Annotated in this window: 26 protein-coding genes; 19 read left to right on the forward strand and 7 right to left on the reverse strand. The window is 43.4% G+C overall.

Annotation, left to right across the window (positions count from 1 at the left end):
• Nucleotides 1-129 precede the first annotated feature (129 nt).
• The 8 genes from OA34_RS00840 to OA34_RS00875 all read left to right on the forward strand — a co-directional run bounded on the left by OA34_RS00840 (nucleotide 130) and on the right by OA34_RS00875 (nucleotide 9,273).
• The gene (locus OA34_RS00840; RefSeq protein ID WP_039671943.1) at nucleotides 130-1,218 is read left to right on the forward strand and encodes an epoxyqueuosine reductase QueH; all 1,089 of its coding nucleotides are present in this window, start codon (nucleotides 130-132) and stop codon (nucleotides 1,216-1,218) included.
• A 33-nt stretch (nucleotides 1,219-1,251) separates the two neighbouring features.
• Nucleotides 1,252-1,701, forward strand: a complete 450-nt coding sequence (gene fabZ, locus OA34_RS00845; RefSeq protein ID WP_039671944.1) for a 3-hydroxyacyl-ACP dehydratase FabZ — start codon at nucleotides 1,252-1,254, stop codon at nucleotides 1,699-1,701.
• 1 nt (nucleotide 1,702) lies between these two features.
• Complete coding sequence (gene lpxA, locus OA34_RS00850; RefSeq protein WP_039671945.1) at nucleotides 1,703-2,494, forward strand: acyl-ACP--UDP-N-acetylglucosamine O-acyltransferase; 792 nt, start codon at nucleotides 1,703-1,705, stop codon at nucleotides 2,492-2,494.
• Nucleotides 2,484-3,719, forward strand: a complete 1,236-nt coding sequence (gene clpX / locus OA34_RS00855) for an ATP-dependent Clp protease ATP-binding subunit ClpX (RefSeq protein ID WP_254376854.1) — start codon at nucleotides 2,484-2,486, stop codon at nucleotides 3,717-3,719. Before lpxA ends, clpX begins: the two co-directional genes overlap by 11 nt.
• A 16-nt stretch (nucleotides 3,720-3,735) precedes the next feature.
• Nucleotides 3,736-4,770: a rod shape-determining protein gene (locus OA34_RS00860; RefSeq protein ID WP_039671946.1), complete on the forward strand. Its 1,035-nt coding sequence runs from the start codon at nucleotides 3,736-3,738 to the stop codon at nucleotides 4,768-4,770.
• Nucleotides 4,763-5,509, forward strand: coding sequence for a rod shape-determining protein MreC (gene mreC, locus OA34_RS00865; RefSeq protein ID WP_039671947.1), 747 nt, complete (start codon nucleotides 4,763-4,765; stop codon nucleotides 5,507-5,509). Before OA34_RS00860 ends, mreC begins: the two co-directional genes overlap by 8 nt.
• A gap of 61 nt (nucleotides 5,510-5,570) precedes the next feature.
• A complete protein-coding gene (carB, locus tag OA34_RS00870) occupies nucleotides 5,571-8,828 on the forward strand; it encodes a carbamoyl-phosphate synthase large subunit (protein ID WP_039671948.1) in 3,258 nt (1,085 codons plus the stop codon).
• 4 nt (nucleotides 8,829-8,832) lie between these two features.
• Complete coding sequence (locus tag OA34_RS00875) at nucleotides 8,833-9,273, forward strand: Sua5 YciO YrdC YwlC family protein (protein ID WP_039672440.1); 441 nt, start codon at nucleotides 8,833-8,835, stop codon at nucleotides 9,271-9,273.
• Between the two features lie 31 nt (nucleotides 9,274-9,304).
• On the opposite strand, the gene OA34_RS00880 is transcribed toward OA34_RS00875, so the two are convergent.
• The 5 genes from OA34_RS00880 to OA34_RS00900 are packed head-to-tail and all read right to left on the reverse strand — an operon-like array spanning nucleotide 9,305 to nucleotide 12,248.
• On the reverse strand, nucleotides 9,305-9,670 hold the full coding sequence (locus tag OA34_RS00880; RefSeq protein WP_039671949.1) for a NifB/NifX family molybdenum-iron cluster-binding protein: 366 nt from the start codon (nucleotides 9,668-9,670) through the stop codon (nucleotides 9,305-9,307).
• Between the two features lie 50 nt (nucleotides 9,671-9,720).
• Complete coding sequence (locus OA34_RS00885) at nucleotides 9,721-10,059, reverse strand: NifB/NifX family molybdenum-iron cluster-binding protein (RefSeq protein WP_039671950.1); 339 nt, start codon at nucleotides 10,057-10,059, stop codon at nucleotides 9,721-9,723.
• Between the two features lies 1 nt (nucleotide 10,060).
• Entirely contained in the window at nucleotides 10,061-10,939 is an 879-nt protein-coding gene (locus OA34_RS00890; protein ID WP_039671951.1) for an ATP-binding protein, read from the reverse strand.
• Nucleotides 10,936-11,802 (reverse strand): ATP-binding protein, encoded by an 867-nt coding sequence (locus tag OA34_RS00895; RefSeq protein WP_039671952.1) that lies wholly within the window; start codon nucleotides 11,800-11,802, stop codon nucleotides 10,936-10,938. Before OA34_RS00895 ends, OA34_RS00890 begins: the two co-directional genes overlap by 4 nt.
• Nucleotides 11,799-12,248 carry a DUF134 domain-containing protein gene (locus tag OA34_RS00900; protein ID WP_039671953.1) on the reverse strand — a complete coding sequence of 150 codons (450 nt, stop codon included), beginning with the start codon at nucleotides 12,246-12,248 and terminating at the stop codon, nucleotides 11,799-11,801. The genes OA34_RS00895 and OA34_RS00900 overlap by 4 nt, the downstream gene beginning before the upstream one ends.
• Nucleotides 12,249-12,415: 167 nt before the next feature.
• Between OA34_RS00900 and OA34_RS00905 the strand changes: the two genes are divergently transcribed.
• From OA34_RS00905 to OA34_RS00920, 4 genes are all read left to right on the forward strand, one after another.
• Complete coding sequence (locus tag OA34_RS00905; RefSeq protein WP_039671954.1) at nucleotides 12,416-12,943, forward strand: hypothetical protein; 528 nt, start codon at nucleotides 12,416-12,418, stop codon at nucleotides 12,941-12,943.
• A 233-nt stretch (nucleotides 12,944-13,176) separates the two neighbouring features.
• Nucleotides 13,177-15,063: a methyl-accepting chemotaxis protein gene (locus tag OA34_RS00910; RefSeq protein ID WP_286682779.1), complete on the forward strand. Its 1,887-nt coding sequence runs from the start codon at nucleotides 13,177-13,179 to the stop codon at nucleotides 15,061-15,063.
• A gap of 87 nt (nucleotides 15,064-15,150) precedes the next feature.
• Entirely contained in the window at nucleotides 15,151-15,774 is a 624-nt protein-coding gene (locus tag OA34_RS00915) for a hypothetical protein (RefSeq protein ID WP_039671955.1), read from the forward strand.
• A 169-nt stretch (nucleotides 15,775-15,943) separates the two neighbouring features.
• Nucleotides 15,944-16,618, forward strand: coding sequence for a hypothetical protein (locus OA34_RS00920; protein ID WP_039671956.1), 675 nt, complete (start codon nucleotides 15,944-15,946; stop codon nucleotides 16,616-16,618).
• 26 nt (nucleotides 16,619-16,644) lie between these two features.
• Here OA34_RS00920 and OA34_RS00925 read toward each other — a convergent pair whose 3' ends face one another.
• Both OA34_RS00925 and surE read right to left on the reverse strand, forming a co-directional pair.
• Nucleotides 16,645-17,289, reverse strand: coding sequence for a tRNA threonylcarbamoyladenosine dehydratase (locus OA34_RS00925; protein WP_039671957.1), 645 nt, complete (start codon nucleotides 17,287-17,289; stop codon nucleotides 16,645-16,647).
• Nucleotides 17,289-18,074, reverse strand: a complete 786-nt coding sequence (surE, locus tag OA34_RS00930) for a 5'/3'-nucleotidase SurE (protein WP_039671958.1) — start codon at nucleotides 18,072-18,074, stop codon at nucleotides 17,289-17,291. The genes OA34_RS00925 and surE overlap by 1 nt, the downstream gene beginning before the upstream one ends.
• Before the next feature lie 127 nt (nucleotides 18,075-18,201).
• On the opposite strand from surE, the gene lpxB reads away from it, so the two are divergent.
• Genes lpxB through OA34_RS00965 form a run of 7 tightly spaced genes read left to right on the forward strand, consistent with a single transcriptional unit; the run spans nucleotide 18,202 to nucleotide 25,320 of the window.
• The gene (lpxB, locus tag OA34_RS00935) at nucleotides 18,202-19,233 is read left to right on the forward strand and encodes a lipid-A-disaccharide synthase (RefSeq protein ID WP_039672442.1); all 1,032 of its coding nucleotides are present in this window, start codon (nucleotides 18,202-18,204) and stop codon (nucleotides 19,231-19,233) included.
• A gap of 25 nt (nucleotides 19,234-19,258) precedes the next feature.
• A complete protein-coding gene (greA, locus tag OA34_RS00940; protein ID WP_039671959.1) occupies nucleotides 19,259-19,753 on the forward strand; it encodes a transcription elongation factor GreA in 495 nt (164 codons plus the stop codon).
• A 2-nt stretch (nucleotides 19,754-19,755) separates the two neighbouring features.
• Nucleotides 19,756-20,769, forward strand: a complete 1,014-nt coding sequence (gene argC, locus OA34_RS00945) for an N-acetyl-gamma-glutamyl-phosphate reductase (protein WP_286682780.1) — start codon at nucleotides 19,756-19,758, stop codon at nucleotides 20,767-20,769.
• Entirely contained in the window at nucleotides 20,759-21,496 is a 738-nt protein-coding gene (locus tag OA34_RS00950) for a UDP-2,3-diacylglucosamine diphosphatase (protein WP_039671960.1), read from the forward strand. The genes argC and OA34_RS00950 overlap by 11 nt, the downstream gene beginning before the upstream one ends.
• Before the next feature lie 9 nt (nucleotides 21,497-21,505).
• Nucleotides 21,506-22,456, forward strand: a complete 951-nt coding sequence (locus OA34_RS00955) for a chemotaxis protein (RefSeq protein WP_039671961.1) — start codon at nucleotides 21,506-21,508, stop codon at nucleotides 22,454-22,456.
• 10 nt (nucleotides 22,457-22,466) lie between these two features.
• On the forward strand, nucleotides 22,467-24,812 hold the full coding sequence (locus OA34_RS00960; protein ID WP_039671962.1) for a hybrid sensor histidine kinase/response regulator: 2,346 nt from the start codon (nucleotides 22,467-22,469) through the stop codon (nucleotides 24,810-24,812).
• Nucleotides 24,813-24,825: 13 nt separating this feature from the next.
• A complete protein-coding gene (locus OA34_RS00965) occupies nucleotides 24,826-25,320 on the forward strand; it encodes a chemotaxis protein CheW (RefSeq protein ID WP_039671963.1) in 495 nt (164 codons plus the stop codon).
• Nucleotides 25,321-25,362 lie beyond the last annotated feature (42 nt).

Here is a 25,362-nt window from a genome sequence, read left to right on the forward strand (position 1 = left end):
TTGCTTTTGCTAGCGCGATACGGTCTTTTATACATCATTACGTAAAGGAGAATACTACCCAGTGCATATACGAATGAGAGCAAAGAGATGGTATACTTTTAGCAAATTTATTCCGTAAAGAAACCATGCATGCTCGTTCATATCTGTTGCTCGGTCGATAGCCATTTTTTTCTTCAAAAATTACGCGAAGCGTATCCTGACGAACCGCTAATCGGTTTTTTTTACGATCCGAATATTCATCCTTACGACGAGTACCGTTTACGTCTTTTGGACGTTCGCCGCAGTTGCCGAAAATTAGGCATCGTTTTATGGGAAGGTTCGTATGATTATGAAGCATGGATCAATGCGGTAAGGGGCTTGGAATATGAACCCGAAAAAGGCAAACGTTGTAATATTTGTTTTGATAACAGGTTAGAAGAGAGTGCTAAAAAAGCACTGGAACTTGGGGAAAAAATCATTACGACCACTTTACTAACAAGTCCGAAAAAGTCTTTACAGCAGTTAGAACAAGCGTTAGAAACGATAGCACAAAAATACGGTTTAGCAATCGTCGTGCCCGATTTTCGAAAAGACGGCGGTACGCAAGCGCAATTTGCCTTAGCGCGAGACGCGATGCTTTATCATCAAAACTATTGCGGGTGCGTGTTTGCTCTTGCTAAGCAACGCGAACAGCAAAAACGTTTTGCCGACGAATTATGTTCTCCTTTGCGTCCGCAATGTTTATCCGGTTCGATCGAAGAGCGGTTGCGTCTTTACGAAGCGGTGATTTGTGCGGAGGAAGAACGTCGGCCGTTTCGTCTTGTACGGGAAAAATTTTTAAATTACCGTCTTTTGCGGGCATGGTTACAAAACGATGCGCAAGAAATCGTGCCGAGTTATATCCTTTTTTATTCGACATGTCAGAAAAAAATATCTAAAACGCGAGTAGCTTTTATGGCGTCGGGTGTGGGGTACGCAACCAAAGAAGAGATACGTTTCGTAACGATCGATCGGTTTAACGAGACGGCAAATACATGCTTTTGCGATGTCAAAGAGATGCTAAGAAATCCTCCCGATCTCGAATGTGAAATGAAAGTTCGTGCGCATCTTTTCCCCTCCGCGGTACTCTCTTTAAGCCCGATCATTATTGTTGACACGCTTGATGCGAGGGAATATACGCTTTTTCTCGAGAGCGTAAGCTACCCGGACATTAGAGAAAATTTAGTATTTATTAGCTAAAATATTTGAATTTTGTTAATAAGGTTTTTAAAGATGTTAATGGATGTTGTAGAGATTCAAAAAATACTTCCTCACCGATTTCCTTTTTTGTTGATTGATCGTATTACGGGATTGACGCCGGGAGAATCCATCGAAGGATTCAAAAACGTGACGATCGGCGAACATATTTTTCAAGGGCATTTTCCTGAACACCCGATTTATCCCGGAGTCATGATTATCGAGGGAATGGCGCAAGCCGGCGGCGTGTTAGCGTTTCAAAGTATGGATAGCGAAAAACAAGAAGATACGAAAAACAAAGTCGTTTATTTTATGAGTATCGATAATGCAAAATTTAGGAATCCGGTTCGCCCAGGCGATCAGCTGGTGTATAAACTCGGCGTGATCAAGCATAGAGGAAATATTTGGGTTCTCGACGCCAAAGCGTATGTTGACGAAAAGCTTGTGGCGGAAGCGGAACTCAAAGCAATGATCGTGGATAAATAACATGTCGAACATTCATCCGACTGCTATCATAGAGGACGGGGCTTTGATTAGCGCAGACGTCGAAATAGGCGCATTTTGCTATGTTTCAAGTCAAGCGAAGATCGGGCAAGGCACAAAAATAGCGCAAGGCGCACACATCTACGGTAATACGACGATCGGTAAACATAACCAGATTTTTTCGCATGCGGTTTTGGGGTCGATTCCTCAAGATTTAAAGTATGCGGGAGAAGAAGTCGAGCTGATTATCGGAGATTACAATAAAATTCGAGAGTTCACGCTTTTCAATCCCGGAACGGCGGGCGGCGGCGGAAAAACCGTTATCGGTAGTTACAATTTATTTATGGGATACGTGCATATCGGACATGACGTTCATGTCGGTAATCACTGTATCTTAGCCAACGCGGCGACGCTTGCGGGGCACGTGGAATTGGGGAATCACACGGTAATCGGCGGTATGACGCCGATTCATCAGTTCGTTAAAGTCGGAGATTACGTGATGATCGCGGGAGCTTCGGCCTTATCGCAAGATATCCCGCCGTTTTGCTTAGCCGAAGGCAATCGTGCGATGTTACGCGGCTTAAACCTTACGGGGCTTCGCCGTCATTTGGAACGTCAAGATATCGACGAGCTGAAGGCGGCGTATCGAAAATTGTTTGAATCGGGTCAACCCATTCAAGAGACGGCGACCTTGTTATTGCAAAGCGCTTCTAACGCGTACGTCGTGCAAATGTGTCGATTTATTATGGAGTCCAAACGCGGCATTCCATTTGAGAGGAAAAATAATGGTGAATAGAGAGTGCAGTTTCTGCGGAACGAAAGAGAGCAACGATACGAGGTTGATTGCGGGCGACGATGTTTTTATTTGCGAACATTGCGTCATTTCGGCGTATAAAATTTTCTTCGGCGATATTCCGGAGACGACCGCCGCATTAAGCCATGATGAAGCGTTTAATCAAGAACTTCTCGTCCCCAAAGAGCTCAAAAAAGTTTTAGACGATTTTGTCATCGGTCAAGACCAAGCGAAAAAGATTTTTTCGGTGGGCGTTTACAATCACTATAAACGTATTTTTAAACAAAGCACGATTCAAGACGATACGGAAATTTCAAAATCCAATATTTTATTAATCGGACCGACCGGAAGCGGTAAAACGCTTATGGCGCAAACGTTGGCGCGCTTTTTAGACGTGCCCATCGCTATTTCGGATGCGACGAGTTTAACCGAAGCCGGATACGTCGGCGAAGACGTCGAAAATATTTTGACGAAGTTACTTCAATGTGCTAACGGCGATATTAAAAAAGCCGAACAAGGGATCGTGTTTATCGATGAGATCGACAAAATTGCCCGCATGAGCGAAAATCGTTCGATTACCAGAGACGTATCGGGAGAGGGTGTACAACAAGCACTTTTAAAAATTATCGAAGGAAGCGTCGTTAATATTCCTCCTAAAGGCGGACGTAAACACCCGAACCAAGATTTTATTCAAATCGATACGACCAATATTTTATTTGTTTGCGGCGGTGCTTTTGACGGACTCGAAGAGATCGTTAAACGTCGTATCGGCAAAAACGTACTCGGATTTGAGCAGGAAAAACGTACCAAAAGTCAAGATGAAGGACTTTTTGATTTAGTCGAGCCCGACGATCTTGTACATTACGGCTTGATTCCGGAGTTGATCGGTCGCTTACATGTCACCGCAAAGCTTTCTGCTATTACGCAAGAAGATATGGTACGCATTTTAACGGAACCTAAAAATGCTATTTTCAAACAATATCAAAAGCTCTTTGCCATCGACAACGTACTTCTCTCGTTTACGAAAGAGGCATTAAGTGCGGTTGCGGAGCTTGCGATTAAACGTAAAACGGGTGCTCGAGGACTGCGAAGTATTATGGAAGATATTATGGTTGACGTTATGTACGAACTTCCCGAGCTTGCCGGTTACGAAGTCGTGATAACCGAAGACGTCGTTTTAAAGGGCGATAAACCGCTTTATGTCAAAAAAGATAAAAAAAGTGCGTAAATAAAGGATTGTAGAGATGATTTTAGACAAAGTGATAGGCTTTTTTTCAAGCGATATGAGTATTGACCTCGGAACGGCCAATACGCTTGTTCTCGTCAAAGGCAAGGGTATCATTATTAACGAACCCTCCGTTGTCGCCGTACAAAGAAATCGCATGGGAAAACAGAGTATTTTGGCTGTCGGTAAAGAGGCTAAAAATATGGTGGGTAAAACTCCCGGCGATATCGAAGCGATTCGTCCGATGCGTGACGGCGTGATTGCCGATTTTGATATGACCGAAAAAATGATTCGCTATTTTATTGAAAAAGCCCATCGCAGAAAAAGTTTTTTACGACCGCGCATTATTATCTGTGTTCCTTACGGTTTGACGCAAGTCGAGCGTAAGGCGGTACGTGAGTCGGCGATGAGTGCGGGCGCGCGCGAAGTCTTCTTGATCGAAGAGCCGATGGCGGCGGCTATTGGAGCCGGACTTCCGGTACGAGAGCCGCAAGGAAGCCTTGTTGTCGATATCGGCGGCGGTACGACCGAAATAGGCGTAGTCTCTTTGGGCGGTTTGGTTATCAGCAAATCGATTCGCGTTGCCGGTGATAAAATCGACTTGGCAATCGTAGATTATGTGAAGAAAAAATACAACCTTTTGATCGGCGAACGAACCGGAGAAGAGATAAAAATTGCTATCGGAACAGCCGTGCCTATGGATGAACCGCTTTCGATGATGGTCAAAGGCCGCGATCAAGTCAGCGGACTTTTAAGCCGTATCGAGTTGACCAGCGAGGATGTACGCGACGCTATTAAAGAGCCTTTGAAAGAGATTGCCGATGCGCTCAAAGACGTTTTAGAGGTTATGCCTCCCGATTTGGCGGGCGATATTGTGGAAAACGGTATCGTGTTAACGGGCGGCGGTGCATTGATTCGCGGATTTGACAAATACCTCTCCGACATCGTCAAACTCCCCGTTTTCGTAGCGGACGAACCGCTTTTAGCCGTTGCTAAAGGAACGGGAAAAGCTTTGGAAGAGATAGAGATATTGCAACAACTATCGAATGAATAAATTTAAAATTCTTATACTCTTAGCGGCTTTTGTTTTCGTATCGTTTCGGTACGGAACGGAAGCAAAGCATTATATCGGCGGATTAAATACGAAAGTATTATCCGCTTACGTTGATTTAAAAACGAGTATTGAAAATCGTGTGAACGAACATTTTGCCCAACAAGAAGAGATTAAACGGTTGCGTGCCGAGAATCAGACGTTGCAAAAATCGGCCGTATTATCCATCGCGTTTGCGAGCAAATTAAACGATCTTTTAAAAGAAAACAACGTTACGGCATACTCTCCTAAAATTGCATTGATTCAGTCGATCGGCTATACCGACCTTAACGATTACGGTAAAGTATGGCTTGATTTTAAAGACTTTAATCAAAGTAAAATTTACGGCCTTTTAACTCAAGGGTATGCCGCGGGTATCGTCGTATCAAATGACGGGCATCCGCAAGGTTTGTTGTTGAGCGATCCCAAATCGATTTTTTCGGTTTACGTGGGAGATCAAAAAATGCAAGGCGTTTTACAAGGAAACCGCAAAGAGATTTTAGTGAAATATATTTCGCAATGGTTGCAACCGCAAGTCGGAGACGAAGTGGTCACCAGCGGACTGGACGGTCTTTTCTTCGAGGGAATTAAAGTCGGAACCGTGACGCAGGTCATCGAAGAGGAGTCATCCAAAACCGTGGTCGTTAAGCCTTATGCCAATGCTCATGTCCCTGCATTTATGCATGTGATTTTACAAAATTAGTCTTGAACCCAGAACCTAAAAGGTGTTGGGTTGAATACTACATGTAGATTAAAGGAAAGAGATGCCAAAACGCCAAGATATTAAAACCATATTATTAATCGGATCAGGTCCTATCGTTATCGGACAGGCATGTGAATTTGACTATTCGGGAACGCAAGCGGCAAAAACACTTAAAGAACTTGGATACCGCGTCGTATTGGTCAATTCAAATCCCGCAACGATTATGACCGATCCGGAATTCGCCGATCGCACGTATATTGAGCCGATTACCGAAGAGGTTATCGCGCGTATTATCGAGAAAGAGAATGTCGACGCGATTTTGCCGACGATGGGCGGACAAACGGCCTTGAACGTTGCCATGCGCATGCACGATCTCGGCTTGCTCGAAAACGTCAAATTTTTAGGCGCAAATCCTACTGCGATTAAAAAAGGCGAAGACAGACAAGCGTTTAAAGAAGCCATGATGAAAATCGGTATGGATTTACCGATCAGCGCGTATGCTTATACGATGGAAGATGCGTACGCGGCGGCGGAAAAAATCGGCTTTCCTTTGATTATCCGCGCTTCGTATACCTTAGCGGGCGGCGGAAGCGGCGTCGCGTACAATATCGACGAGTTTAAAGAGTTGGCGAGTGCCGGCTTGGATGCGAGTCCGATCAACGAAATCTTAATCGAAGAGTCGCTTTTGGGTTGGAAAGAGTACGAGATGGAAGTTATTCGCGATCGTGCCGATAACTGCATCATCGTTTGTTCGATCGAAAATTTCGACCCGATGGGCGTGCATACGGGCGATTCTATTACCATTGCTCCCGCCCTTACGCTCACCGATAAAGAGTACCAACGTATGCGAAATGCCTCGTTTGCGATTTTGCGTGAAATCGGCGTCGATACGGGCGGCAGTAACGTACAGTTTTCGATTTGCCCCCAAACGGGACGCATGACCGTTATCGAAATGAATCCGCGCGTGAGCCGTAGCTCGGCATTGGCTTCGAAGGCAACAGGGTACCCGATTGCCAAAGTCGCCACGCTTTTAGCCGTCGGATTTACGCTTGACGAGATTAAAAACGACATTACGGGTACGGCGGCGAGTTTTGAACCGGTCATCGATTATATCGTAACAAAAATTCCTCGTTTTACGTTTGAAAAATTCCCGCTTGCCGATTCGACGTTGACCACGTCGATGAAAAGCGTGGGCGAAGTCATGGCGATCGGGCGAACGTTTAAAGAGTCGTTTCAAAAAGCGTTATGTTCTTTGGAAACCGGTTTGAGCGGTTTTGAAATTCAAAAAGTCGAAGAAGAAAAACTTAAAAACGAGATTCGACGCCCTAATTGTGACCGCGCGCTTTACGTCGCGGAAGGGTTTCGAAGAGGCTATGACGTCGAAGAAGTGTATCGTTTGAGTAAAATCGATCCATGGTTTTTAGGACAGATTAAAGAGATCGTCGATTTTGAAAAAGAGATCGACATGTTTATCCTCAATAACGAAACGATGTTACGCAAAGCAAAAACGATGGGTTTTTCGGACAAGATGATCGCAAAATTGATCAACAAAGAGGACAATTTAGAGTTAACCGAAAACGATATTTATTTTGCGCGTAATAAGCTCGGTATCGACTTTGAATACAACGAAGTCGACACGTGTGCGGCGGAATTTAAAGCCTTAACGCCGTATTTGTATTCGACGACGAATATTATGAAAGTGCCTCAACCGTCTAAGACGACGGATGCACAGAAAAAAGTGATGATTATCGGCGGCGGTCCGAATCGTATCGGACAAGGCATCGAGTTTGACTACTGTTGCGTTCACGCGGCATACGCGTTAGGCGATATGGGCGTGAAAACCATTATGTACAACTGCAATCCCGAAACCGTTTCAACCGACTACGACACCAGCGATATTCTCTATTTTGAACCGATCGATTTTGAACATGTCAGAAGCGTGGTCGAAAAAGAACAACCCGATGGAATTATCGTGCATTTCGGCGGACAAACACCGTTGAAATTAGCGAAGAAATTGACCGTTATGGGTGCAAAAATCATCGGAACGACCGCTCGCGTGATCGATATGGCGGAAGATCGAGAAAAGTTTTCGCAATTTATTAAAGAAAATCATATTAAACAGCCCAATAACGCAACGGCGACCAGCGAAGAAGAGGCGATCGAAAAAGCTAAGATCATCGGCTATCCCGTTTTGGTTCGCCCAAGTTATGTTTTAGGCGGTCGTGCGATGCGCATCGTTTACAATGAAAGCGAACTAAGAACCTATATGAACGAAGCGGTCAGTGTGAGTCACAATTCGCCCGTTTTGATCGATCAGTTTTTAGATCGTGCGATCGAAGTCGACGTGGATGCGATCAGCGACGGTAAAGACGTCTACATCGGCGGCATCATGCAACATATCGAAGAAGCGGGTATTCACAGCGGCGATAGTGCGTGTTCTTTGCCTTCCGTTAGCCTCAGCGAAACGATTTTGGCAAAAATAGAAACGCAAACACGCCAAATTGCTTTAAATCTCGGTGTCGTAGGACTGATGAACATTCAATATGCCATTTATCAAGACGACGTTTACATGATCGAAGTCAATCCAAGAGCCAGTCGTACCGTACCGTTTGTCAGTAAAGCCACCGGCGTTCCGATGGCAAAAGTCGCAACGCGCGTGATGTTCCAAGGCAATCTCCGCGAAGCGCTTAAATTTTACGACAAATTTAACATGGTAACCGAAGTCGGCGGACTTTTAAAACCCAAGCCGCTCAGCCACGTTGCGGTCAAAGAGGCGGTCTTTCCGTTCAATAAACTTCAAGGCGCGGACTTGATTTTGGGTCCTGAAATGAAATCTACCGGCGAAGTTATGGGCATTAGCAAGAACTTTCCGGCATCGTTTGCGAAAAGTCAGATCGCGTCGGCGAATATCTTACCGAAAAGCGGCGTGGTGTTTATCTCTTTAGTCGATATCGATAAAAGCTATGCTAAGCAGATCGGCGAAAAATTTGTTCAGCTCGGTTTTAAAGTCGTCGCGACCGGCGGAACGCATAAAGCCTTGCGCGATGCGGGCGTGGAAGCGGAATTTGTTTATAAAATCTCCGAAGGACGTCCGAATATCGAAGATAAACTCAAAAACGGCGACATCGCTTTAGTGATTAACACGAGTGACGCCAAATCGAGCAAAGACGATGCGAAAAAGATCCGCCAAGCCGTTCTTCGCTTCAAAATTCCTTATTTTACGACCGTAGCGGCGGCAGCGGCGGCAACGGAATCTATCGCATATATTCAAGACAAAAGCGCGCTTGAACCACGTGCTTTACAAGACTATCTCAACTAAAACCATGAACCCCGACCTTGTTTATCTAGCCCAAACAGAAACAACGGCGGGGTTTCTCTCTCAAAATGCCGAGGCGCTTGCTCGTATCAAAAACCGCCCAAACGGTAAAGCGTTTTTGATGAGTGTGGACAGCTTACAGACACTTCGTACTTTTACCCGCGTTCCAAAAGAGCATAAAAACCGTATCCGAAGAGCCAAAAAAACTACCTTCGCCTATCCGTGTGGACTGGCAATTCGTGTGATCCAAGACACGGATCACCTAGCATTTTTACGAAAACTGACATGGAGTTATTCCACTTCGTCTAACCCCAGCGGAAAGGGCTTTGATGAAGCCTTTGCCATCGAAAAAGCAGATGTCGTTGTGTTTACATGTAAAGGTTTTTTCGAAGATAAACCCTCAAAGATTTTCAAACTCGGAAAACAAAAGATGCGGAAATTACGGTAGTAAAAAGGCTACAGGGTGTAGCCTTCTGAATTTAATGGTGGCTACATGTATGATTAGGATCGATTTTAGCAACGTTTCCTGCTAAAAAGGCACGTAAAGAGTCTTCTAAAACTTCATTTTTATCGTCAAAATAGACATCAATACCGACTGCTAAAAACTTTTTTAAAGGTTCGCCGCCTATACCGGAAACAATCAGCGCATCGGCGCCTAAAGACTGAATGTTGGTAACGGCATCTGCACATGCTCCCGTAACATGTCCCGGATTTTTATGGATCGTAATTTTTTTAACGATATTTTCTTCAACATTAACGACCGTGTAAAAATTGGCTCGACCGAAGTGAGCTCCTCGTTTAGCGCTTAACCCGTCTTCTTTCATTGTCGGAAAAACAATAATCATAATTTATCCTTTTATTTATTTTTTGTCACACTTATTTTAACACTGCTTGGCTAAAACTTTTCCAAGGTGTTATTTTGGTACGCTTTGTACGCCTCGGCGACACTTAACTCCCCCGCACCGACGTAAATGACCGTTTTCATTTGTGCTAAGACCGCACGGGCATTTTCTCCCGGTCCATTGCCTGTGATGATGACATCAACACTCAAATCCGCCATCGCTTTTGCCATCTTTGGACCTGCTCCGTGTTCTTGATTGACGATTTCACGGTTGTCGTGAAAGGTGATTTGACCGCTTTGTTCATCGTAAATTAACACGTACTCCGCACGTCCAAAACGTGCTTCCATCATCGAATCCCATGAGGGCTCTTTTGTTGTAAAGGCGATTTTCATATTAGACTCCTAATGTCTTTTTTATGGTTTCAAAACTCTCTTCAAGTAATTTTTTTAAAGGTGCATCGGTGTATTCAGTGATGGTTTTTGCTTCCACCATCGCTTGTGTAAAGGCTTTGTTGTAGGGAATATTCTTTACATGTAAGATAGATTCTTCTCTCAAAAAGGCTTCAATTTGTTCACGCACTTCAGGGTTTAGGTCGGATTTGTTGATGATGCACCCCGCTTTAATGCGAAATCGTTTGACCACTTCATAGACCCGTTTCAAATCGTGCAAACCCGAAAGCGTTGGTTCCGTCACGAGCAAGGCAAAATGAGCACCGCTGAGTGAAGAGACCACAGGACAACCAATACCAGGTGAGCCATCGACAATCATCAATGATTTATTTTTTGCCAAGGCGATGGCTTTGCCCTCTTTTTTCACTTTAGCGACGAGTTTGCCAGAATTTTCCGCCCCAATACCAAGCTTGGCGTGTACCATGTCGCTTCCGTATTTGGTTTGAGAAGCAAACCACGCTCCTGCTAAGCGTTCATTCATCGAAATTGCCTTTGGACGGCAGACTTTCTCACAGTATCCGCATCCCTCACACGAGAGCTCATCGACAACGTAACGACCGTTTCGCAAAACAATTGCACCAAAGCGACACACTTTTGCACATCGTCCACAATTTCTGCACGTATTTTCATCAATGTGCGCCAGTAATCCGCTGTAAAAATCCTCTTTGTGTGCAAAATCAGGTTGAAGTAAAAGGTGCATATCCGCAGCGTCCACATCGCAATCCACCACCACGCACGATTCTTGGGCTAAACTCGCCAATGCGGCGGTAATCGACGTTTTACCCGTGCCGCCTTTGCCTGAAATAACCACTATCTCTTTCATTGTCCCACTCCTTGTAAGAAGTTCTTTACATGTAAAGCGATCTTTTCGATTTCATCTTTAAAGGAAGGAATCTCTTGGTAGATGAGTTTCCCCGTCGAATAGAGCTTTGCCGCTTCAACAAGGTGAGGAATTTTTCCTAAAATAGGGATACATTCTCTTTCGCAATAGTTCACAACATCGTCATTCCCCATGCCATAACGGTTAATGACCACGCCAAAATTTTTCTTTAAAATGCGTGTGGTTTCTACTGCTAACGTTAAATCGTGCAAACCAAAAGGGGTAGGTTCGGTCACTAAAATAACAAAATCCGCATCTTTAATCGCTTCCATGACGGGGCAAGAAGTTCCTGGAGGTGAATCAAAAATTTTGATGCTTTCTTCCTCAAAATGCGCATCAACGTATTTTTTAGTCTGAGCAATTAAGGAGACGGCTTGCTCTTCCCCGATGTTTAAACGCCCTTCCACAAACTCAATGTTTCCCGCAAGAAAATGGCTGAGTTCTCCCATTTTTTGAGGCTCCATCGGGAGTGAGCCTGTCGGGCAAAGTTCCGAACAGGCGTAGCAACTGTGGCAGAGATTGGGGAAGACTAAAATTTCATTGGCAATGAAAAGCAAAGCGTTGAAATTGCAGTTTTGGACACAATCCGCACACAGGGTGCATGAAGTGCTATCCCAACGAGGAATCATCTTCATTTTATCCTCTTTTTTTAACAACTCTTTGTTTAAAAAAAGGTTGGAGTTTGGCTCTTCCACGTCCAAATCAACAAGCACGACAGCTTCGTGCTCTCCTAAAAAAGCGGCAAGGTTGGTGGAAAGGGTCGTTTTCCCCGTTCCACCTTTGCCACTGGCAATAGCTATTTTCATTCTTTTTCCTTTTTTGTATGACAACATACTCCATGCCCAAAGCCCTTAGCAAAATCTACAAGTTCGCTTGAATGGCAAAGAGGACACTCTTTTTTTTCTTCCAATATACTCGCTCTAAAGCGATGGTTGCATGCTTTGCATTGGTAAACATTTTCTTTAAAATGAACGCTTCCTCCATTAATAACCACTTTTGAGCCTTCAACAAGCATCAAAGCCATTTTTTTACGAGCCCGTTCCACGAGTCTGGTGAAGGTTGATCGAGAAATACCCATGGCATCAGAGGCTTTTTCATGTTCAAGCCCTTCATAATCCGCTAAGCGAATCGCTTCATACTCATCCAGCTCAAGTGTGATGGTTGTTAGCTTCGTGCCTGCAACGCCTGCGGGTTTAAAGGTTGTAAATAAGGGAGGATGACTAATCGCTCTTGCTTTTGGATTGCGTGCCATAAGGTCTCACTTTTGAATAGATTGGGATCATTATAATACACTTAAGTGCATAATGTCAAGGATTATAATACACATATGCTCAAAAATTGTTATCATGTGTCATTGACATGTAGAAGTGATGCGGGTATAATTTTTTTAACATATGTTCATAATAAAGAGGACTAAAAATGCTTAAAAAGCTTGGTTTTGTACTAGGATTTGGAGTTATATTGCTCTTAAGCCATGCTATTTATACGCAGGCTACCAAAAGCGGTTGCCGTGCAATGCGCCTTGAATGCCACAAAGAAACGGTCGTGTTTGAACGTATTTACCTCCAAGACGAGGTCAAAGCTTTGAAAGAAACGATTCGCTCAAAAGGTGTTTTTTTGGAGATTGAAACGCAAAAAGCACACTATTCACCTTCAAAACTGTTTGAAATTTTAGACCTTGAAGCCGTTCGCAATGATATGCTAAAGGAGTTTGGGAACGCTTCATCGCAAGACGCACCTCGTTTGTATGTATTACTTTATGAAAACGACCCTTTAGACCCCGGGAAAAAAACCAAAGAAGCAAAACTCTATGCAGGGTATTTGGTTTTTAGCTTTTACAAGGGAGCCGATTTGGTGTATAAAATGCAAATTGATTTTATGGATAAAGAGGGCCAAGACATCACTAAACGCATCGCTTGCGCTAAAGAGTCGTTGATGGCGTTGTAGGTTATCATCTGATCAAACAGGGTAAAACTACCCGTTGCAAAGGCTAAAGCTAGATTTCTATTGATAGGATTCTTAACAAAAATGGCTTTGTATCCAGTGGTTTCGAAGTCACAGAAAAATGCAAACAGTTAGCGTATACAACCAGTCACATTAAGAGTACGTAACGGGAGTTATAATTTTGTATTCCTGATACGCTATAATTTTTTTTAAAAAAATATTAAGGGGGAGTGGGTATGAAAATCAAACAAATGATTTTGTTAGTAGTCTCGATCATTGTAACCGTTATAGTCGTAGTCTTATCCTACATGGGGTACGCTACAGCAAAAGAAAACCTAATGGGAAAAGTTGACAATCAACTCGCCAATATCACTACACTTAATGCCCAGCACATTGATAAATTTATTGCAGAAAAAAAACGCGTTATGGAGTTACTCGCCCCTGTTTTAGAAACAGTTTCTTATGACAAAGAAACACATCTTACGTATATGGAACAAGCAAAGAACGCTATGAATATCTATGGTGTTTTTAGTGTTTTTAAGGATGCTCATTATTTTGATACTGCAGGCTGGATTCCTCCTGCTGATTGGGATTACAAAACAGAACCGTGGTATAGCAAAACAATTTCTACTCGAGATACGGTTGTTCTTGGGCCTGATGTGTATAAGGATAACGAAGGCAAGAATGTTTATTATATCTCTGTGAATAAAACGGTGTTTAAAGAGGGCAAACCATTTGGGGTTGTAGGAAGCGAGATTCATACCAATGCTATCAATGAGGCATTGTCAAAAGTAAAAATTTTATCAACAGGGTATTTGTTTGTGATGAATAAAGAGACGGGTATCATCTTATCGCATCCTGACAATGAGCGAGTAGGGAAGAAGGTAATAGAAGATATTTTTCAGCAAATCAAAGGGAAAAAAGAAGGGCATATAATGTATCGTTATGAAGATACAACAGATAAAGTTGCCTATTTTGAGAGCTTAGAGGAAGTCCCTTGGATTGTGGTGGCTACAGTCAATTTGGATGAAGTGAACGAGCCACTGAGTACATTAGTATTAAAATTTGTTGTGATTGGCATTTTTGCTTTAATGCTCTCATTGATGGTCGTTTATGTTTTAATTAACCGTTCCCTGCGCTCTTTAGTCGACATGAAAAATCATGCAAACAACTTAGCAACAGGAGATGGTGATTTGACGCGTGAACTTGTTGTGAATAACAATGATGAAGTTTCCGATGCTAGTCGAGAGATCAATACCTTTATTCAAAAAGTTCGCACGATTATTCAAGACGCGAAAAGCCTTTCAAGCGAGAATTTCTCTGTTGCACATGAGCTTTCTGCAACCACGATTCAAGTTGGTGCAAGGGTGGAGAGCTCAACTTCTTTAATCGTTGATACGACAAAAATCTCACAAGGCATTAAGGCTGAGATTAACGCATCTGTCGCTGAATCAAAAGATGCAAAAGAGGAGATTCAGCTAGCCAACCGTTCATTGTACGAGGCTCAAAAAGAGATTATGCTGATGGTTCAAAATGTTGAAAAAGCGGCCAGTATCGAAATGGAAATGGCACAACGCATGGATGGACTCAGCCAAGATGCGGGGCAAGTTAAGGAGATATTGACAGTGATTAATGACATTGCCGACCAGACCAACTTACTTGCGCTCAATGCGGCTATTGAAGCGGCACGTGCAGGGGAGCATGGGCGAGGATTTGCTGTTGTGGCCGATGAAGTCCGAAAGCTTGCTGAACGCACGCAAAAAAGCCTTTTAGAAATCAATGCAAAAATCAGCGTTATTGTTCAGTCTATCTTTAATTCGAGTGAGCAGATGAATATTAACTCAAAAACGATTCAAGAGCTAACCACTTACGCCAATGCCGTTGAAACAAAAATAACTGGTACCGTTGGAGTGATGAATCGAGCTACGACTATGAATGAAAAAATGATTGAAGATTATATTGCAACAGGTGATAATATTGACAAGATTGTGGATAAAATAGAAAATATCAATAGCCTCTCAAGTGCCAATGCTCGCAGTGTTGAAGAGATAGCTAGTGCGGCTGAACATCTAAACGAAATGACCGAAGGGCTCAATACGATGCTCAATCAATTTAGAACGTAAAACGTAAAATAGTTGATGTAAAATGAGCAAAGTCAACGCTTTACATGTAAAGCGTTGACTACTTCTTTATGCAAGAGAGTAACAACCATGAATCTGCAAAAGCTCAAAGAGGCAGAAGCCTACTTTTTTGAACTTTACCCACAAGGTTTTGAAGATGTTGGACTTTTGCCTATCATCAAACGACACAATACCGCCAAAATTGGCGAGCAAGTTGGTGAATTGTTCGCCAAAGAGAACTTTTCTCAGCCTGAGCTTATCTGCGAAAATTTTGCCAAAATCGTCTCAAAATCGACCCTAATTTCACTCTTTGAAAAACCAAAAGTAAGAGACATGATTAAGTCGATGCGTATGGAGCGAAGAGATATGTTCGCTATTGGTCTGTACGAACTGCTTTATGGCGATCAAAAAGAAGGCTTTGAAACTTTGGTAGAGGTACTTTCTTTTTATGGGTTGGCAAAATGGTCTATCGTAACGTTGATTTCATATTATTTTTACAGAGACAAAGAGTTTTTCATCAAGCCTACAACCACTAAAAATATCATCACATTTTTTGAGATAGAAGGTTTGGCTTATAAGTCTAAACCGAGCTATGAATTTTACGAGAAGTATAAAAAAGTCTTAGAGAGCATGAGAGCAGAAGTCAGTGAGAAGATAAGTCCTCATGACAATGCAGGATTTACAGGGTTTTTAATGATGGCAATGGAAGAGTAGTTAAATTTCAAATAGAGTTTTTGTCTTTACATGTAAAGATTAAATAGAGAAAAAATTAAAAATTTAGTTGTCCTAAGATTTAAAAATTACGTTAAAATAGCTATTAAATAAAATTTAAGATCAAATCATAAATTTGTGAGTATGACGGATATCTAGTAGGAGAAAAATTTTGGAGAACAGTACTTCTCAAAATAGCAATATTAAATTTTTAAGTGGAATAATCATTGGTATTTTAATCCCACTTCTTGCTAGTGTAATGCCTTGGTTAATAAATCGTATTTTTCCTGACAATGCACTAATATATTCCTTTCAAGGTCCTATTTCAGTAAAAAACTCTCTATCTCTTGAATTTTTGATAGAAAATAGGGGAAATAAAGCAGAAGAAAAAATAGAAGCATGGATTCCTATTAAAATTTATAGTACAACAAAAACTGAAAGAGATAAAGACGGTAAAATCAATATCATTGAAGTGAAGCCAAAAATTTTAATGGAATCTGATAGTCCATTAACTAAATTGGAAGAAAGGAAAGATGACTTATTACTAACTATAGATTCAATAAAACCAAAAGAAAAAGTTTCAATTAAATTGTTTATATACAATGAATCTGGTAGCATCTATTTATCTAGTTATAGTTTGGAAAGAGTGCGTGTAACATCTAAAGATGTATTGGCTGTATATGATAATGGACCGTCTAAAGAAGTACTTTATATGTACAAAATTGCAACATGGATTTTAATTTTTATAATTATCTTGTTTTTTTCTTATGCAATTTATTATGAAAATATTATGCCTAGAGAGAAAAAAGAAAAATATTTACTAGATCAGATTGATAAATTAAAATAGCCTCTCTTCTTAATATATAAAAAACCCTACATCTTTCCCGTAATCTTCCGAATCGCCAGTGAAGCGAGTGTCAAACCAAACGAAGCGGTGACACACATCAAACTTCCCATCTCTTTACAAATCGGCTTTTCATCGGAAAATACCGTTAAGAATGTGCCTTGAAAGCCTGTCTTTTTAAGTCCTTCACGAAAACTTTTCGCCAGTGCATCGCCATACGTATCCCAAATAGGGGCATAGTGAATTTTGGTTGGGTCGATCTTTTTAGCGCCACCTGCGGAACTTAGCAGTTTAGTGTGGGCTTTGTGTGCTACGGCGATTTTCGCTTCCATATCATCGATCGCGTCAATGACAATGTCATAAGGTTCAAAGTCAAAACTCTCGACCCATTCAGGGGTGACTTTTGCCACGATAGGCGTAACACCTTTATAGAGGCTTGCCATATGCAAGACTTTGACTTCACCCACGGCTTCTGAGCCTAGCTGTCTATTTTGATTGGTCACATCGTAGGTATCAAAATCAACGATGGTGATGTCGCTTATACCTGTGCGATAAAGTGCGTCCAAACAGGGACTTCCGACACCGCCAATGCCTAAAAGAAGGACTTTGGCGCTTTGGAGTTTTTCAAAGTCGTCGCCAAAAACGCGTCTAACACGAGAGTAACGGTCGTCCATTATTTTATCCACTCTTTTAAGGCTTCAAGTTCATCGTGCGCGGTCATATCGAGTTGAATCGGCGTAATCGAGACGTAGCCCTCTTCGATAGCACTCAAATCGCAGTCGCTAAGTGCTCCTTTTTTCCACTCCAGCGTGTGAACGCCTAGCCAGTAGAACTCTTCGCCTCTAGGATTGCGGTGCAGATGCGCGTCGTTTCCGTACATACGGTATCCCGCGCGCGTGATTTTATAGCCTTTGCACTCTTCGGGTTTCAACGGCGGCACGTTGACGTTTAAAAAGCGACGTTCGTTCAAAGGAAAGGTTTTTTCCAAAATCTTTTTGGAAAGATCGTACACGACGCGCTCCGCCAAATCATAGCCGTGCGTCAATTCGATGTTTTGGGGGCTACCTTCGTAAACTTGCGAAATCGCGATGGACGGAACGCCGTGAAGTGTACCTTCCATCGCCGCGCTCGCCGTACCGCTGTAGGTGATGTCTTCGCCCAAATTGGAGCCTTTGTTGATGCCGCTAACGATCAGATCGGGTTTGCTCTCTCCTTCAAAAAGTGCGTTGAGCGAGAGGTAAATGCAATCGGTCGGCGTGCCGTCGTCGAGTTTAAAAAAATCGTCGCTAATGGAGATAAAGCGAAGCGGACGCGTTAAGGTTAAAGAGTGTCCGCATGCTGATTTTTCGGTGGTGGGAGCTACGATCGTGACATGCCCTAAAGGACGAAGCGCGCGTGCAAGCGCATGTAAGCCCGGACTTTCAAATCCGTCGTCGTTGGTAATTAAAATACGTTTCATGAAAAGACCTGTCTTTTTTAAAACATTATAACGAAACGGGCTTATAGTAGACTTCGTTTAAAGCTCCAAAGCGCGTCTATTTTTAAGAGATTTTTGTATAGACTTATACAAAAAAGAAGGTATGCGTTTGAAACTTTTAATCTCGGCATTGGAACCCTCCGCAAATTTGCATCTCGAACCTATTTTAGAAGGCTTGGAGTCTTGCGAAATTTTCGGTATTTTCGACGAGCGTTTCGGGAAGCCGTTTTTGTCTTCCGGTGCTTTTTCGATTATGGGTTTTTTGGATGCACTTCCTAAAATTCGCGAGGCGAAACGGGCGATTAAAGTGATGGCGCGTATGAGTTTTTTTGTGGATAAGGTTTTGCTGATCGACTCTCCGGCTTTTAATTTACCTTTGGCAAAAGCGATTAAAACGATCAATCCGAACGTCCAGATCATTTACTACATTTTGCCGAAAGTATGGGCTTGGAGACCCAAACGCGCGGCGAAATTGGAGAAATATTGCGATATTTTGGCGTCGATTTTCCCGTTTGAGAATTTATGTTATACCAAATCGACGTATGTGGGCAATCCCTTGTTGGACGAGATACCGCACTTCAAGATACGCCATGAAAAAACGGGAACGATCGCCTTTCTGCCCGGAAGCCGCAAGAGTGAGATAAGGGCTCTATTGCCTATCTACAAAGAACTTGCGGCAAAAATCGAGGATAAAGAGAAGCTTCTGGTCATTCCGGCGCATTTTACGTATCGGGAAATCGTCGATATATACGGGGATTTGGGTATGTTTAAAATTTCACGCAATACGTACGACGCATTTTTACAAAGCGAGTTTGCGTTTGTCTGTTCGGGAACGGCGACCTTGGAAGCGGCTCTTGTGGGGGTGCCTTTCGTGTTGGCGTACAAAGCCAAAGCGTTTGATTATTGGATTGCGAAGCAATTTGTTAAGCTTAAACATGTCGGATTGGCGAATATTTTGTTTGATTTTGAACAAGAGGAGCCTTTACATGTAGAGTTGCTTCAAGAAGAAGTCTATGCGGACAACTTGCTTCACGTTTACGAGCAAACCGATCAAGAGGTTTTTTTCGAACGTGCCACGAAACTTCGAACGCTTTTGGAACACGGAAGCAAAGAGGCAATGATAAGTATAATGAAGCTATAATAGGTGCTTTTTGAAGGAGAACTCAATGGAAAATAAAGAGCCGATGACCGAGTTCGGTTATCAAAAATTATCAAACGAATTACAAGATTTACGAAAAAAACAACGTCCCGAGACGGTCATAGAATTGGATATTGCGCGCAGTCACGGGGATCTTAAAGAGAATGCCGAATACCACGCAGCCAAAGATCGTTTAGCGTTTATCGATACGCGCATCGGCGAACTAAGCGATCTTTTGGCACGTGCCCACGTGATCGATCCTAGCTCGTACGAACACGATAAAGTACGATTCGGTTCGAGCGTGATGTTGGAAAATACGGACAGCGGCGAAGAGGTAAGCTATACCATCGTAGGTAGTACCGAAAGCAATCCCGATCGCGGGTTGATTTCGTTTCACTCTCCGCTTGCCAAACAGCTCATGGGACGTAGCGAAGGCGAAGAAGTAACGATTAAATTACCGAACGGCTCGCAAGAGTACGAAATCCTAGAAATCGCTTATCGCGAGATCGACTTTGAAGGATAAGCATGCCTAAAATCGATGTAGCTATTATAGGGGCTAGCGGATATACGGGATTGGAATTGATCAAAATCTTGATCAACCATCCTCATTTCACGATTCGTTATATCGCAACGAGCGAAGGAGGCGTGAGTGCAAGCGAGCTTCATCCCTCGCTCGCTTGCGTTTTTGAACAAGACGTGCAAAAAGCCGATGCCAAAGAGGTGGCAAAACATGCGACGCTGGCATTTTTAGCACTTCCTCACAAAGCCGCGATGGGGTTTGCGAAAGAGCTTTTAGACTTACATGTCAAGGTTGTCGATCTTTCGGCGGATTATCGCTTGGAGTTGGAAGCCTACGAAAAACACTATTGCGAACACGAGGATAAAGAGCATTTAAGCGAAGCGGTCTACGGATTGCCCGAAATTCACAAAGCGCGCATCCAAAACGCTCGTTTGATCGCCAATCCGGGGTGTTATCCTACGGCGTCGATTTTGGGAATTTTGCCGTTTTTGCCGTATCTGAACAAAGAAGCACCGATTTTTATCGATGCGAAAAGCGGTGTGTCGGGTGCAGGTAAAAAGTTAACGCCTACGGCGCATTTTGTTGCTATTAACGAAAATATGTTTGCCTACAATCCGCTAAAGCATCGCCACGAACCCGAAATTGCGGAAAAATTGCGCCAGATAAGCACGCATGCATTTGAAGTCAACTTCATTCCGCATTTGCTTCCCCTGACGCGCGGAATGTTGGTAAGTTCTTATTTGCAAACCGACGAGACGATTGATGCGAAGGCGGTTTTGAGGGCGTATTACGCCGATGCGACGTTCGTACGCGTGCGCGAAACACCTGTAGAGATTAAAGCGACGGCGGGAACCAATTTTTGCGATATTTTCGTGACGCAAAAAGGCAAATCCCTTTTCGTTTCGTCTGCTATCGATAACCTTTTACGCGGTGCTTCATCCCAAGCGGTGGTCAATGCCAACTTGATGTGCGGTTTGGACGAAACCGCCGGTATTCCTATGATCGCGTATGTCCCTTAATCTGTACATTCAAGAAGGAGCGCTTTTCATTGCCGACGCGCATGATTCAAGCGAGCGCTCTTTCTTCTTCGATTTTCTTTTACATGTCAAGCACAATCCTCCCCCGCAACTCTTTTTGATGGGCGATATGTTCGATCTTTTGGTCGGGAACGTGGACTACGGCGTTGAGCAATACCGCCCTTATATCGACCTGATCGACACGATTGCCGCGCGATGCGAAGTCTATTATTTTGAAGGCAATCACGATTTTAATCTAGCCAAAGTCTTTTCCCATGTCACGGTCGTTCCCATTGAACGCCAACCGTTAGCATGTCGGCTTCCCGACGGCAGAGCATGCTTGCTGTTGCACGGCGACAAATACGGAACTTTGCTGAACCGTTGTTATACGAAAGCGATTCGTCATCCAAAGCTTTTAAGTGTTTTGAACGTTTTGGATCGACTCTTCTCGCATGCGATCTCCAAAAAGATTCAAAACGATCAACGTAAAAAAAATCTCTGCAAGAAAATCGAAGACTTTGCAACGCAAATACAACGTAAACTCTCTTTTTACCCAAAAACCGAGGTCATTGCCGAAGGGCACTACCATCAAAACGTCGATTTTACGGTATCTAGCGTTCATTATGTCAATTTTTCTTCTTTTGCGTGCAATCAAAGCTATTTTAGTGTACAATCCTCTCCAGAGACACACTTTGCATCCATGCAATTGAGGTCATGTCCAAGTAAATAAGGGGCAGCAATGGCTAAAGAGAGTATTTTAAAAGTAGGTTCCAATGAAATGGAACTGGTGGATTTTCGTATTTTCAAAAAGGAAGAGAAGGGTGTGTATGAGGGAATCTACGGCGTCAACGTCGCCAAGGTTCGTGAAATCATCAAAATCCCCAATCTAACCGAACTCCCCGGAGTTCCCGAGTACATCGAAGGCATCTTCGATCTTCGCGGTATCGTCATACCCGTCGTTAACCTTGCGAAGTGGATGAATATTAAAGAGCCTGACGACGGATCGATTAAACCGCGTATAATCATTACCGAGTTTAGCGATATTTTGATCGGTTTTGTCGTTCACGAAGCAAAACGAATTCGTCGCATTAGCTGGAAAGACATCGAACCCGCATCGTTCGTTGCTGGCATGGGTTCTTTGGATAAAAGCCAAATTACGGGCGTAACGCGCATCGAAAACGACGACGTACTGTTGATTTTGGACTTGGAAAGCGTCGTACAGGCGTTGGGAATTTACCAGCCCAAAATGGACATCGACGACCATCAAATCGTCAAAGTCGAAGGAACGGCACTCATCTTGGATGACAGTATGACGGCGCGAAAACTCGTAAGCGATGCGTTGAAAAAAATGGGAATGCGCGTCGTGGAAGCCAAAGACGGTTTGGAGGGAATTCAAAGGCTCAATGAGCTTTACACGACCTACAATGAGCGTATCGGCGACGAAGTTAAGATTATTATCAGCGACGTCGAAATGCCGCAAATGGACGGATTCCACTTTGCCGCAAACGTCAAAGAAGATACGAGGTTTAAAAATATTCCGATCGTATTCAACTCCTCCATTAGCGATCACTTCAGCGAGATCAGAGGCAAAGAGGCGGGCGGAGAGGCTTATTTAACGAAATTTGATGCGTCGATTTTTTACAAAGAAGTTTCTAAAGTAATAAAATCGCATGTAAAAACTGCACAATAGGGGTAGAACGATGGAAGATATTCAAGAAATTTTAGAAGATTTTTTGGTTGAAGCGTTCGAACTTATTGAACAACTCGATCAAAACTTAGTGGAGCTTGAGTCCAATCCCGACGATCTGGAACTCCTCAATAGCATCTTTAGGGTTGCCCATACGATTAAAGGCTCTTCATCGTTTCTTAACTTTAACATTTTGACGCAATTAACGCATCATATGGAAGATGTTTTAAACAAAGCACGCCATGGAGACTTGAAATTGACGCCGGAAGTTATGGACGTCGTTTTGGAGTCGATCGATTTGATGAAGACATTGTTACATTCCATTCGCGATAACGGAGACGACACGTCTATCGGATTAGATATTACCGATATTTGCCGTCGCTTGGACATCATTTCAAACGGTGAAGAGGTTGTCGAAGTTTCAACGCAATCCGCAGAAGAAGCAACGGCACCGGTAGCGGTAGACGACAATGCGGACTATTCTAAACTTAGCGATCAAGAGGTTGAAGAAGAGATCGAACGTTTATTGAAAATGCGTAAAGAAGAAGATCGTAAGCGTAAAGAAGGCCATGCGAAAGAAAGCGCCGCACCGACTCCGGTCGCACCGACTCCTTCTGCGGCACCTTCGTTTGCGGGACTTGGCGATCACGACGAGAGTGAAGAAGCTCCGGCGGAAAAATCGACGGCAAAACGAAGCGGCGGCGAGAGCACTAACGCTCCGGCTAAAAAAGAGTCCGCAAGTACGATGGAGCAGACGATACGCGTCGAGGTAAAACGACTCGACCATCTGATGAACCTTATCGGCGAGCTTGTTTTGGGCAAAAATAGATTGTTAAAAATCTACGACGACGTCGAAGAACGTTACGAGGGCGAGAAATTCTTGGAAGAACTCAACCAAGTCGTATCGTCGATTTCACTCGTAACGACCGACCTTCAAATTGCGGTTATGAAAACAAGAATGCTTCCTATCGCAAAAGTTTTCAACAAGTTCCCGCGAATGGTTCGCGACCTTTCTCGCGAGCTCGGTAAACAAATCGAGCTTGAAATTTCGGGTGAAGAGACGGAGCTTGATAAATCGATCGTAGAAGAGATCGGCGATCCTTTGGTGCATATTATTCGTAACTCGTGCGACCACGGCATTGAAGACGCTGCGTCTAGACGTGCTAAAGGCAAACCCGAAATGGGTCTCATTCAGCTTAAAGCGTACAACGAGGGTAACCATATCGTCATCGAAATTACCGACGACGGTAAAGGTTTGGATGCCGATCTTTTACGTTCCAAAGCGATTGAAAAAGGAATGATCAGCGAGCGTGAAGCCGACGCTATGAGCGATAAAGAGGCGTTTTCATTGATTTTTAGACCTTCTCTATCGACGGCAAAAGTGGTAACCAACGTTTCAGGTCGCGGTGTAGGTATGGACGTTGTCAAAACGAATATCGAAAAATTAAACGGCATTATCGACGTTGACAGCGAGTTAGGGCGCGGTACGGTTATCAAACTTAAAATTCCGTTGACGTTGGCGATTATTCAAGCCCTATTGGTCGGTGCGCAAGAAGAGTATTACGCGATTCCGTTGGCATCGGTTTTAGAAACCGTTCGCATTCCTTTGGACGAGATTTATACGATTGAAGGCAAAAATGTTTTACGCCTTCGCGACGAGGTGCTCTCTCTTGTTAGACTCTCCGATATTTTCGGAGTGAAACAAGTTTATGAGGGCGGAGAACACACCTACGTCGTCGTTATCGGACTTGCCGAATCCAAACTCGGCGTCGTCGTCGATACTTTGGTCGGACAAGAAGAGATTGTTATTAAATCTTTGGGCGATTACCTCCAAGGCATTGAGGGTATTGCGGGTGCGACGATTCGAGGCGACGGACGCGTTACGCTGATTGTGGATGTAGCGGCGTTAATGAATCTTGCCAAAGGCATTACGGTCGATATTCGTGCAACGGCGGAAACGACGGTTAAAACGAAAAGTGTACCGAGTGATTACGTCGTACTTGCCGTAGACGACAGTGCGATGGATCGCAATATTATGAAAAAATCGATGGAACCTATCGGCTTAACGGTGATCGAAGCCAGCAACGGTCAAGAGGCTTTAAATATGCTCAAATCGGCAGAATACAGTATCGATGCGGTTTTAATCGATATCGAAATGCCGCGTATGGACGGCTATACCTTGGCGAGCGAGATCCGTAAGTATTCCAAATACAAAAACCTACCGCTTATTGCGGTGACGTCGCGTACCTCAAAATCCGATCGACTCAGAGGCGTGGAATCGGGTATGAGTGAATATATCACCAAGCCGTACTCTCCGGAATATCTTGAGAGTGTCGTACGAAAAAATATTAAACTATAAGTGAGGCAAGAAGATGAACGATAAACTCAATCAAATTCTTCAAAAGCAACAAAAACAGATTGAAGAGCCTCAAAAAAAAGAGGATGACGTTGTCCAATTGGTAGGATTTATTATCGGGCAAGAAGAGTACGCCGTGCCCATTTTGAGCATTCAAGAGATCATCAAACCGATTGAATATACGCGTGTTCCGAGTGTCCCGACGTATATCTTGGGTGTCTTTAACCTCAGAGGAAGCGTGATCCCGTTGATCGATCTTCGTAGCAAGTTTAAGATGGATCCTTCTAAAGTGACCGAAGAGACGCGTTACATCGTGATGAAAGGTAAAGACAATACCGCCGGTTTCGTGATCGATCGTCTGACTGAGGCGATTCGTATTAAAAGCAGTCGTATCGGACCGCCGCCGGAAACGATTCATGCCGAGAAAGGGCTTGTTTACGGTATCGGTATGCGCGATGAAAATATTTTGACGATTCTTAAAGTCGAAGCTCTGCTCAAACGCGATTTCTAATTAAAAGAGACTACAAACCGTTTTGAGGCTTGTAGTCTCTTT

This window comes from Sulfurospirillum sp. MES (genome assembly GCF_000789415.1).
Taxonomy (GTDB): domain Bacteria; phylum Campylobacterota; class Campylobacteria; order Campylobacterales; family Sulfurospirillaceae; genus Sulfurospirillum; species Sulfurospirillum cavolei.

Coding starts and splice junctions, on each gene's coding strand:
- fabZ (WP_039671944.1), top strand. CDS start 1,252: ATGTTAATGGATGTTGTAGAGATTCAAAAAATACTTCCTCACCGATTT.
- OA34_RS00885 (WP_039671950.1), bottom strand. CDS start 10,059: ATGAAAATCGCCTTTACAACAAAAGAGCCCTCATGGGATTCGATGATG.
- OA34_RS00890 (WP_039671951.1), bottom strand. CDS start 10,939: ATGAAAGAGATAGTGGTTATTTCAGGCAAAGGCGGCACGGGTAAAACG.
- OA34_RS00925 (WP_039671957.1), bottom strand. CDS start 17,289: ATGGACGACCGTTACTCTCGTGTTAGACGCGTTTTTGGCGACGACTTT.
- OA34_RS00860 (WP_039671946.1), top strand. CDS start 3,736: ATGATTTTAGACAAAGTGATAGGCTTTTTTTCAAGCGATATGAGTATT.
- OA34_RS00900 (WP_039671953.1), bottom strand. CDS start 12,248: ATGGCACGCAATCCAAAAGCAAGAGCGATTAGTCATCCTCCCTTATTT.
- OA34_RS00910 (WP_286682779.1), top strand. CDS start 13,177: ATGAAAATCAAACAAATGATTTTGTTAGTAGTCTCGATCATTGTAACC.
- lpxA (WP_039671945.1), top strand. CDS start 1,703: ATGTCGAACATTCATCCGACTGCTATCATAGAGGACGGGGCTTTGATT.
- greA (WP_039671959.1), top strand. CDS start 19,259: ATGGAAAATAAAGAGCCGATGACCGAGTTCGGTTATCAAAAATTATCA.
- OA34_RS00880 (WP_039671949.1), bottom strand. CDS start 9,670: ATGATTATTGTTTTTCCGACAATGAAAGAAGACGGGTTAAGCGCTAAA.
- OA34_RS00960 (WP_039671962.1), top strand. CDS start 22,467: ATGGAAGATATTCAAGAAATTTTAGAAGATTTTTTGGTTGAAGCGTTC.
- OA34_RS00950 (WP_039671960.1), top strand. CDS start 20,759: ATGTCCCTTAATCTGTACATTCAAGAAGGAGCGCTTTTCATTGCCGAC.
- clpX (WP_254376854.1), top strand. CDS start 2,484: ATGGTGAATAGAGAGTGCAGTTTCTGCGGAACGAAAGAGAGCAACGAT.
- OA34_RS00965 (WP_039671963.1), top strand. CDS start 24,826: ATGAACGATAAACTCAATCAAATTCTTCAAAAGCAACAAAAACAGATT.
- surE (WP_039671958.1), bottom strand. CDS start 18,074: ATGAAACGTATTTTAATTACCAACGACGACGGATTTGAAAGTCCGGGC.
- OA34_RS00905 (WP_039671954.1), top strand. CDS start 12,416: ATGCTTAAAAAGCTTGGTTTTGTACTAGGATTTGGAGTTATATTGCTC.
- OA34_RS00915 (WP_039671955.1), top strand. CDS start 15,151: ATGAATCTGCAAAAGCTCAAAGAGGCAGAAGCCTACTTTTTTGAACTT.
- OA34_RS00895 (WP_039671952.1), bottom strand. CDS start 11,802: ATGAAAATAGCTATTGCCAGTGGCAAAGGTGGAACGGGGAAAACGACC.
- mreC (WP_039671947.1), top strand. CDS start 4,763: ATGAATAAATTTAAAATTCTTATACTCTTAGCGGCTTTTGTTTTCGTA.
- OA34_RS00875 (WP_039672440.1), top strand. CDS start 8,833: ATGAACCCCGACCTTGTTTATCTAGCCCAAACAGAAACAACGGCGGGG.
- OA34_RS00840 (WP_039671943.1), top strand. CDS start 130: ATGCTCGTTCATATCTGTTGCTCGGTCGATAGCCATTTTTTTCTTCAA.
- argC (WP_286682780.1), top strand. CDS start 19,756: ATGCCTAAAATCGATGTAGCTATTATAGGGGCTAGCGGATATACGGGA.
- OA34_RS00955 (WP_039671961.1), top strand. CDS start 21,506: ATGGCTAAAGAGAGTATTTTAAAAGTAGGTTCCAATGAAATGGAACTG.
- carB (WP_039671948.1), top strand. CDS start 5,571: ATGCCAAAACGCCAAGATATTAAAACCATATTATTAATCGGATCAGGT.